Below are 2951 nucleotides of genomic sequence, written 5' to 3' on the forward strand. Positions count from 1 at the left end.
CAAGGACCGCTTCTCCCCCGTCAGGGGCTGAGAGCGGCCGCCACGTAACCGGACCGGCCGCCGGATACACAGAACTCTTGACACTCCCCGGGCTTTCGGCGGGGCCTTGTCCTGTTCTGCCTCGATGAACTCCGGGACCGCGCTCAGGTGCTTGTTCCTGGTGATCGCGGCATGGGTGACGCGCTGATCCTTGTCGAAGACCCTGTAGGGCAAGCGGACGCCCTTCCAGCGGACTTCCAGCCGACCGTCCGGGAAGACATGGGTATCGACGTACCTGCCCGCGAGACCGCAGGTGACGTCGTTCTCCTCGAGGATGATCCGTTTGCGCTCGTACGACAGGGAGAGCTGTGCGCCAACATAGCGCTGGTCCCTCGGACAGAGAACGTCGTGCAAGCGAGCGGGTTCGACATTCAGCGCCCGGTGCAGGTCGTCGGGCCGGCGCGGCACCTTGGCGAAGCGGGCGTTGTGGCGATCCCTGAGGCCGGGAAGGAACGCGTTCGCCGCCGCGATGCTGCAGATGCCCGCGAGCCGCAGTTCCTTGACCGGGCGATCCTGCAGCGTCCGGTTCGCACGCTCGACACGGCCCCTGGCCCGGGAGCTGTTCGCGCACAGGATCCCGACGTTCAGCCCGTTCAGGGCACGACCGAACTGCGTCATGCCGTGACCTGTTCTCGCTGCCTGTCTGGCGACACGAAACACCGTGTGCTTGTCGCTGTAGAAGGCGACCGGCCGACCGTGGTTGGCCAGGTACAGCTCCAATGCCTCGACGTCGCTGAACGTGCTCCCGGACGGCACGAAACGCAGCTGCATCAGCTTGCTCGTCGCGTCGTCGACGAACACGAGCAGCGTGCAGGGCGGCCCGCGGTCCTCGAACCAGCGATGATCCGAGCCGCCGGTCCGCACCAGTTCGCCCAGAGCCTCCCGGCGCAATCGAGGCTGATGGAACGTCCGGCGCTGCTGGCGTGCGAGCCAGAGCCCATCGGCCTGTCGCCATTCGCGCAGGGTCTCGCGCGAGACCTTCAGATCATGCTGTTCGAACAGCTTCCCGGCCGCCAGGGGCGGTCCGAAATCCGCATGGCGCTCCCGGACCAGCGTGACGGCGAACTCCCGGATGCCCGGATCGATCCGGTTGTTCGAGACCCCGGCCGCGGGCCCTGTGCCGGATCGCCGCCGCACCCTCGGCCTCGAAAGCCTTCCTCAGCCTCTGAACCTGCCTGCGACCGAGGCCCAGCAGGGTCGCCGCGTTCGTCGCGGTCATCCGACCCTGGACCACCTGACCAAGGACCTCGATCCGGTTCAACGCGCGCGCGCTCGTCACAATCCATCCCACAGTCGCACTCCCAACCTGATCGTCAAACGGGGAAGCGTGACACTCCTACTTTGCACATGGGAACAGTTTAATTTTGCGCCTACAATCCAAAACTAATGGCTAATATTATGTAATAGAAAGGTTGCCGAGCTTCCTTACGTGCCGCGAGAGACGCCGAAGGCGAACAAGGCGAGCCCGATGGCAACCCATGCGTAGGATGCCATGGCGAGCCGGAACAACGTGCGCTCGAGCCAGCCCTGACCACCCCCGTCACTTGACCCGTCGTTTTCTTCATCTTCCTGACTGTCCTTCTTCTCAGCGTCATCCTTTGCGTCGCCGCTCCCATTTTGCCGCCAAGCGAGCCATCCGAACGCGGCGCTGAGCGCCGAAAAGACGGCGTTGAGGAAGAAGGTGTAGTCGATCGCGAAGCGCCGCTCGGGCCGCTCCTCCACACTGGGCTCGCCGCCTTCACCGTTCGCGCTTCGCCCTGCATCGTCACCCTTGGTGGTCGAGTCGCTCGCCTCCTGCCCTGCCTGCCGCCCCTCGGCCTGCTCTGGCGTCCCGTTTTCTCCGGACGTCGGTCCACCTGCCGTGTCACCCGGCAACTGACCCACCAGCACGACGGCGTAGTGCACGATCAGCGCGGTCATGACGAGCGCGGCGAGGAACACGCCAGCGATGTAGAGCGCCATCGGCCAGCCGTAGTAACTCGCGTTCACCCGCAGCACGGGGAACACCACGAGGTCGGAGAAGATGAAGGTCATGATCCCGGCCATGCTCACCCCGTTCTTGAGCAGCACCGCGGCCGGCGGGATGTTCCCCATTGAGCCGATGAAGGTGAAGAACGCGTTGGGCACGAACACCGCGATCATGCCTGCCAGCGTGAAGCCGACCGTGACGTCCTTCCACACCACGCCCCATTCCATCCAGTAGGCGCGCGCCACGCGCGTCCAGCCCTCGAGCCGGCGGATCAGGCGACGCCAGTCGGGCGTCTCCTCCTCGTCCTCCTCCACGCCCTCGCGCCCGCTCGACGAGCTTGCGGGGCCGGCTGAGGCGCACGATGCCCCACAGGAAGAGGATCAGGAGCAGGCCGCCCAGGTACTCGCCCACCGCGAAGTGCCAGGACAGGAACACCGCAATGATGATGCCGAGCTCGATCACGAGGTTGGTGGAGGCGAGCAGAAAGGCCAGCGAGGGCACCAGCCCCGCGCCCTTCGACAGCAGGCTGCGCGTCGTGGCCAGCGCGAAGGAGCACGACGAGGACGCGAAGCCGAAGAAGGTCGCCAGGGCCACCGAGCGCGGCCCCTCCTCGGAGATGGTGCGCCGCATGCGCGCCTGCGTTACGAAGACCTGGATCATCGCCGAGATCAGGTAGCCCAGGCCGAAGGTCAAGAAGGCGGTCCAGAAGAACCCCGCCGTGGTCAGCGCCGCGTCGGCCCAGTTGGCCAGAAAACCTTGGGCCATGCGATCCTCCGTCGGGTGGTGAGGCTTGCTGCGCCCGAAAAGATGCCCCGCCCAGGCACCCCGTCAACCGGGCGCAACGGGTCCTTCGCTGGCGAATCCGCCGACCGGCGACCGGGCCTCGTTCATGTGGGCCGGGCAAGCCCTTCATACATGAAGACCATGGGCCTCGGGCCCTTCG

At 66.0% G+C, this 2951-nt stretch carries 1 protein-coding gene and 2 pseudogenes; all 3 read right to left on the reverse strand.

All coding sequences use genetic code 11. The annotated features are described in order from the left end of the window. Nucleotides 1–120: 120 nt before the first annotated feature. Nucleotides 121–1330, reverse strand: a pseudogene (locus tag Q1B08_RS21160) (ISNCY family transposase); the annotation flags it as partial. A gap of 134 nt (nt 1331–1464) precedes the next feature. Beyond that, nucleotides 1465–2322, reverse strand: coding sequence for a permease (locus tag Q1B08_RS21165; protein WP_299823258.1), 858 nt, complete (start codon nt 2320–2322; stop codon nt 1465–1467). 103 nt (nt 2323–2425) lie between these two features. After that, a pseudogene (locus Q1B08_RS22235) lies at nt 2426–2773 on the reverse strand (permease); the annotation flags it as partial. Nucleotides 2774–2951 lie beyond the last annotated feature (178 nt).

This window comes from uncultured Jannaschia sp. (genome assembly GCF_947494025.1).
Classification (GTDB): Bacteria; Pseudomonadota; Alphaproteobacteria; order Rhodobacterales; family Rhodobacteraceae; genus Jannaschia.